Source organism: Enterobacter cloacae complex sp.6700776 (assembly GCF_048284255.1).
Lineage (GTDB): Bacteria > Pseudomonadota > Gammaproteobacteria > Enterobacterales > Enterobacteriaceae > Enterobacter > Enterobacter intestinihominis.
Window position 1 is genome coordinate 1 of sequence record NZ_JBLVYK010000270.1, and the last position, 275, is coordinate 275.

General features: G+C 42.5%; 1 protein-coding gene. It reads right to left on the reverse strand.

Features of this window, described 5'->3' with window-relative positions; translation table 11 throughout:
* Positions 1–275: hypothetical protein (locus ACNQ0T_RS24210; RefSeq protein ID WP_417930495.1), on the reverse strand; the 275-nt coding region annotated here is incomplete at both ends.

Sequence of the window (275 nt, forward strand, 5' to 3'; positions counted from 1 at the left end):
GTTCTGAATGATTCGGGCTCCAACAGTCATTACTATTTGAGCACCACCTGACATTTTTATACTTGTACCCTGGCTAGTCATTGTCGTATCACCTTGTATGATCGTTTTTCCAGTAGCATGTTGACCTCCACCAGTGACTAAAATTGACGCTTGTACTTGAGATCCATTTATCAAAACAGTTCCGGCTTGGTGATCAAATTTTATTCCGCTCAATGCTTTTAATTCAGCTCCATCTAGCTGAATTTCACCATTGGCTGCTGCAGCCTGAATGGCCC